At 76.6% G+C, this 5535-nt stretch carries 4 protein-coding genes and 1 pseudogene; 3 read left to right on the plus strand and 2 right to left on the minus strand.

Annotated features, from left to right (window positions below):
* Positions 1-384: pseudogene (locus ACFU6K_RS30025) on the minus strand (hypothetical protein); the annotation flags it as partial.
* A 39-nt stretch (positions 385-423) separates the two neighbouring features.
* On the opposite strand from ACFU6K_RS30025, the gene ACFU6K_RS30030 reads away from it, so the two are divergent.
* Positions 424-1263, plus strand: a complete 840-nt coding sequence (locus ACFU6K_RS30030; RefSeq protein ID WP_380668284.1) for an alpha/beta fold hydrolase — start codon at positions 424-426, stop codon at positions 1261-1263.
* A gap of 42 nt (positions 1264-1305) precedes the next feature.
* Here ACFU6K_RS30030 and ACFU6K_RS30035 read toward each other — a convergent pair whose 3' ends face one another.
* Entirely contained in the window at positions 1306-3003 is a 1698-nt protein-coding gene (locus ACFU6K_RS30035; protein ID WP_380668290.1) for a GAF domain-containing protein, read from the minus strand.
* Positions 3004-3392: 389 nt separating this feature from the next.
* On the opposite strand from ACFU6K_RS30035, the gene ACFU6K_RS30040 reads away from it, so the two are divergent.
* Together ACFU6K_RS30040 and ACFU6K_RS30045 are read left to right on the plus strand one after the other, a co-directional pair.
* Positions 3393-4253, plus strand: coding sequence for a universal stress protein (locus tag ACFU6K_RS30040; RefSeq protein WP_380668286.1), 861 nt, complete (start codon positions 3393-3395; stop codon positions 4251-4253).
* Positions 4254-4503: 250 nt separating this feature from the next.
* The gene (locus tag ACFU6K_RS30045; protein WP_380668288.1) at positions 4504-5514 is read left to right on the plus strand and encodes an Acg family FMN-binding oxidoreductase; all 1011 of its coding nucleotides are present in this window, start codon (positions 4504-4506) and stop codon (positions 5512-5514) included.
* The last annotated feature ends 21 nt before the right edge of the window (positions 5515-5535 follow it).

Here is a 5535-nt window from a genome sequence, read left to right on the forward strand (position 1 = left end):
GGCGGCCCGCTGGAGCCGGGCGGTCCAGCGGGTGACGTCCACGTACGGGACGCCCGCGCGGACGGCGGCCCGCAGCACCCGGTCGTCCGGGTCGTTGACCACCCCGACCACCGCCCGTACGGCGGCGGTGAACGGCTCGGGGTCGGCGAGGTCCCAGCGGCGGGCGGTGGCGCCGTCCAGTTCGGCGGCGAGGGCACCGCCGCGCCGCTCGGAGCGGCCGGTGAGCAGCAGTGGCCAGGCGGGGGAGGCGAGTCGGGCGAGTTCGGTGCCGACGGTGCCGTAGCCGCCGACCAGCAGGACGGGGCCGTCGGGGTTGTGACGGAGGCGGTCGGAGGGGAAGGTGGGGTGCACGGGGAGGCCGCCGGAAACGGGTTCGGTGCTCATGGGAGACAAATATAGGTCACACGACCTAAAATTGCCGTCATGACTGAATCCACCGCTACCGGTTCCACCGATGACCTGTGCTTCTTCGACAGCGGCCACGGCCGCCTCGCCTACCTCGACGCCGGTACGGGCGAGCCGCTGGTGCTGCTGCACGGCGGCCTGCTGGACCACCGGAGCTGGGCGGACCAGCTCCCCGCCCTGCTGCCCACGTACCGGGTGATCGCGTTGGACACCCGCGGCCACGGCGCCTCCGACAACGCGAGCCGGCCGTTCCGGCCCGCCGACGACCTGGCGGACCTGCTGCGCCACCTCGGCCTCGGCCCGCTGACGGTGATCGGGCTGTCCATGGGCGGGACGATCGCCCTCGACCTGGCGCTCGAACACCCGGAGCTGGTCGGCGCGTTGGTGATCAGCGGCAACGGCACCAGCGAGTCCGAGTTCACCGACCCGTGGCTCGGCGAACTCGCCGCCGACCAGGCCGCCGCGCTCGCCGAGGGCGACGGCGAGGGCTGGATCGAATCGTTCACCCGGCTCGCCTCCGGGCCGCACCGCCGCCTGGACGAGGTCGACCCGGAGGTGGTGCGCCGGCTCAAGGAGATGACCCGGAACACCATTTCCAAGCACACCCCCGACGACCCGCAGTACCTGGTGCCGGTCACCGACACCTGGAAGCGGCTGACCGGGATCACCGTCCCGCTGCTGGCGATCAACGGCGGCATCGACTCCGCGGACCACGTCAACCTGGCCGAACGGGTCGTCCGCACCGTCGTCGACGGCCGCGCGGTGACCGTCGAGGGCACCGGGCACTACCCGAACATGGAGCGGCCGGCGGAGTTCAACGCCCACCTGCTCGCCTTCCTGGGCGCCCTGCGGGGCTGACCGCCCCGCGGCCGCCGCGGGAAGCCGCGCGGGGAGGAGGTCTCAGGACCCGACCGGGGCCTCCCACACCAGCCGGGTGCCGCCGCCCTCGGCCGGGTCGACGGTGAACGAGCCGCCGACCCGGTCGGCGCGCTCGGCCAGGTTGCGCAGCCCGCTGCGCCGCCCGCCCTCGGGCACGCCGACGCCGTCGTCCGTCACGGTCAGCGCCACCCGCCCGGCCAGCGCGCGCAGCGTCACCTCGACCCGGGACGCCCCGGCGTGCCGGGCGGCGTTGCTCAGCGCCTCGGCGAGGACCGCGACCACGTGCCCGGCCAGCTCCTGCGGCACGTCGGTGTCCAGCAGGCCCTCCATGCTCAGCCGGGGCGCGAAGCCGAGCGGCCCCTGGGCCTCGGTGACCACCCGGGTGGCCCGGGCGCGCAGGCCGCGGTCCGGCTCGCTGTGGGCGCGCAGGCCGAAGATGGTCGAGCGGATGATCTTGATGGTCTCGTCCAGGTCGGCCACCGCACGGGCCACCCGGTCCGCCGCGGCCTGGCTCTCGATCAGCCGGCCCGCGCTCTGCAGCGTCATCCCGGTCGCGAACAGCCGTTGGATCGCCAGGTCGTGCAGGTCCCGGGCGATCCGGTCACGGTCCTCCAGCAGGTTCAACTGCTCGGCGTCGCGCCGCCGTTCGGCCAGCTCCAGGGCCAGCGCGGCCTGGTCGGCGAAGCCCAGCAGCGGGCCCGTCTCCTCCGGCCCGAAGGCCGGCTGCCCCTGCGCCCGGGCCAGCAGCAGCACGCCCCGCCCGTACCCGGCACCGGTGCCCAGCGGCACCGCCACCGCCGCGCCCAGCCCGTCGAAGCGGCCCGCCGGGCCGGCCGGGAAGCGGGCGTCGCAGGCCAGCTCGTCACTGGTGGCCGGCGAGCCGGAGGCGTACGCGGCGCCGGACAGCGTGCCGTCCACCGGCACCGTCACCCCCAGCCGCGCGGAGGGATCGGCGCCGAGCGCCACCTCCACCGTCAGCTCCTCGGCCCGCTCCTCCGGGTCGGCCAGCGCCACCGAGACGTCCGCCAGCTCGGCGCCGGAGATCTCCCGGGCCCGGCGGGCGATCAGCTCGACCACCTCCAGCCGCGGCGCCCCCGACAGCAGACTGCGGGTGATCTCGGTGCTCGCCCGCAGCCAGCGCTGGCGCAGCTGCGCCTCCTCGTACAGCCGGGCGTTGTCGATCGCCACCCCGGCCGCGACCGCCAGGGTGGAGATCACCGCCTCGTCGTCCTCGTCGAAGTCCAGCCCGCCGCGCTTGTCGGTCAGGTAGAGGTTGCCGAACACCTCGCCGTGCACCCGCACCGGCACCCCCAGGAAGGTGTGCATCGGCGGGTGGTTCGGCGGGAAGCCGGCCGAGGCCGGGTGGTCGGACAGCACCGGGCAGCGCAGCGGCCGCGGCTCGCGGATCAGCTCGCCGAGGATGCCCCGGCCCGACGGCGGCGGGCCGATCTCGGCGATCTCCTCCTCGCTCAGGCCCACCGTCAGGAACTGCGACAGCGTGTGCCCGTCCGGCCCGATCACCCCGAGCGCCCCGTACCGGGCGTCCACCAGGTCGGCGGCGGCCTCCACGATCCGGTGCAGCGCCTGCGCCAGGTCCAGCTCGCGCCCGACCGCCAGCACCGCCTCCAACAGGCTGTGCACCCGGTTCTGCGTGCCGCGCGCCGCGTCGATCCGCCACTGGAGCTCCTCCAGCAGCTCGTCCAGGCGCAGCCGTGGCATCCGCGCGCCGCCACCCGCCGCGCCGCCGTCCGCTCCGCCCACCGCTGTCCTCCTCGTCGTCCTGCCCTGACCGGCCCGTCCACCGTCCGGACGCGCCCCGCCCACCGTCCGGACGGCTCCCGCCGCCCGGCCCGACCCGGGTGCCGTCCGACCAGCGGGATTGCCGTGTTCAAGGTAGTGCCCCGGTGTCGGTGGTGGGGACGGCGGGGTCGGCCGTAGGCTCCGTCGGGCGGGCCTTTCGGCCCGTCGCCGAGGGTCCAGCGGCCTCTGCCGCCGGGCCGTGCGCAGCTGCCAGGGTGGGGGAGGAGCGGACGGGGCGTCAGAGCGCACCGCGGCCCGCACCGAACCGCCGAGCGTCGACAGCGTGTCGACAGTGTGGAGGAAGAGACATGACGTCAACCGTGTTGGCCGGGGTCGACGGCTCGCCGCAGAGCACCGCGGCCGTTCACTGGGCCGCCGCCGAGGCGGTGCGACGGGGCGCCACGCTGCGCCTGGTGCACGCCTGGCCGTGGCTGACGGACGGGGTGTCCTCCTTCGCCGAGTCGGACGACCTGCCCGAGGCCGTCCGCCGCACCCTGGCCGAGGCCGCCGAGGACGTCCGCGGCCTGCACCCGGACCTGACCGTGGAGACCGACGCCGTCCTGGACGCGCCGGTGGACGGTCTGCTGGCCGCCGCCGCGGAGGCGGAGCTGCTGGTGCTCGGCTCGCGCGGCCGCGGCGGCTTCGCCGGGCTGCTGCTGGGCTCGGTCAGCATCTCGGTGGCCGGGCGCAGCTCCGTGCCGCTGGTCGTGGTGCGCGAGGCCGGAACGGCAGGCGAGAGCGGCAAGGGCGAGGTGGTGGTCGGCGTCGACGCCCACACCCCGGAGCCGGAGGTGCTCGACTTCGCGTTCCGCGCGGCGGCCCTGCGCGGCACCCGGGTCAGGGCGGTGCACGGCTGGGACCTGCCGCCGGTGTTCGGCTACGCGGGCGGCGCCGTCCCGGCTGCCGAGCTCGCCCAGCTGGAGGCGCTGGAGGCCGAGCTGCTCTCGCTCGCCCTGGCCGGCCCGCGCGAGCGGTACCCGGACGTCGAGGTGGTCGAGGACGTGCAGCTCGGCGCCGCCCGCGCCCTGGTCGAGGCCTCCGCGGACGCCGCGCTGGTGGTGGTCGGCCGGGGCCGCCGCCCGATCGAGTTCGGCCCCCGGCTCGGCCGGGTCGCGCACGCCGTCCTGCACCACGCCGAGGCTCCCGTCGCGGTCGTCCCGCACGGGTGACGGACGCCCGTCCGGTGGATCCGCCCCCGTCCCGATCCACCGGACGGGCCTTTGCCGGCCCCTCCTCGGGCAGCCGTCCGGGGAGGGGCGCGCGGGCCCAGGCCCCACGGCCCTGTCGTCGCGAGGACGGGCCCAAGGGCCCTGTCGTCCGCGCGGCCGGGCGCGCACGCTCGGAAGCAGCGGGACCTCCGGGCCCCGCCCCGACCCCGCGGTTGATGCCGAAGCCCCGAGGCTGAAGGAGTGGATCGCCATGACGCTCGACCCGGCTCTCACCCAGATGCTCAGCGCGGCCGACCTGCGCCTGCTCGCCGCCGCCGGCGGCGCGGCGCCGTCGCTGCACAACAGCCAGCCCTGGCGCTTCGCGCCGACCCCGGACGGGCGCGGGCTCGCCGTGTACGCCGACACCGGGCGCTCCGTACCGCTGGCCGACCCGGCCGGCGCCGCCGTGCACATCGCGGTCGGTGCGGCGGTGTTCAACCTGCGGGTGGCGGCCGGGCGGCTGGACCGGGAACCGCTGGTCCGGCTGCTGCCGGACGTCGCCGAGCCCGAGCTGCTCGCCGTGCTCGACCTCTCCCGCCCGGCCGTCGCGGAGGCGCCGTTCGGGCGCGACCTCTACCCGGCCATCGCCGCCCGGCACTCCAGCCGCGAGCCCTTCACCCAGCGCGACGTACCCGAGGCGGTGATCGGCGAGCTGATGGATGCCGCCCGGGAGGAGGGCGTGACCCTGGCCGCGCTGGAGGAAGAGGGCGTACGGCGGGTGCAGGAGCTCACCGCCGACGCCGAGCGCCGCAACGCCGCCGACCCGGCCAGGGCCGCCGAGTCCCGCGCCTGGCTGCGGCCCGACGACGGCACCGCCGAGGACGGCATCCCGCGGTCGGCGCTCGGCCCGCAGGACCACGACGCCCGGGTGCCGATGCGCGAGTTCGGCGGCCGCCCGCCGGAGGCCCCCGAGCAGCCGCCCTCGCAGCGCTTCGAGGCGCTGCCCCAGCTGTGCACCCTCACCACCCGTGGCGACGGCCCGCCGGACTGGCTGCGCACCGGGCAGGCGCTGGAGCGGGTCTGGCTGCTGGCCACGCTGCACGGCGTCCGGCTCACCGTCTGGCACCAGGCGATCGAGTGGCCGGACACCCGCTGGGCGCTGCGCGACCCGGCCGCCGGGCCGGGCCACGTCCAGCTGGTCCTGCGGGTCGGCTACGGCCCGCCCGGGGCGGCCACCCCGCGGCGGGCGGTCGAGGAGACGCTCGGGGAGCGGCCTTCCTGAGCCGATGACAGGGGCGTGTCC

Origin of the sequence: Kitasatospora sp. NPDC057512, assembly GCF_042802135.1 — a bacterium.
GTDB lineage: Bacteria > Actinomycetota > Actinomycetes > Streptomycetales > Streptomycetaceae > Kitasatospora.

Bases quoted from the DNA above. Each gene is read 5' to 3' on its own strand.
- ACFU6K_RS30045 (WP_380668288.1), top strand. From the start codon at position 4,504: ATGACGCTCGACCCGGCTCTCACCCAGATGCTCAGCGCGGCCGACCTG.
- ACFU6K_RS30030 (WP_380668284.1), top strand. From the start codon at position 424: ATGACTGAATCCACCGCTACCGGTTCCACCGATGACCTGTGCTTCTTC.
- ACFU6K_RS30035 (WP_380668290.1), bottom strand. From the start codon at position 3,003: ATGCCACGGCTGCGCCTGGACGAGCTGCTGGAGGAGCTCCAGTGGCGG.
- ACFU6K_RS30040 (WP_380668286.1), top strand. From the start codon at position 3,393: ATGACGTCAACCGTGTTGGCCGGGGTCGACGGCTCGCCGCAGAGCACC.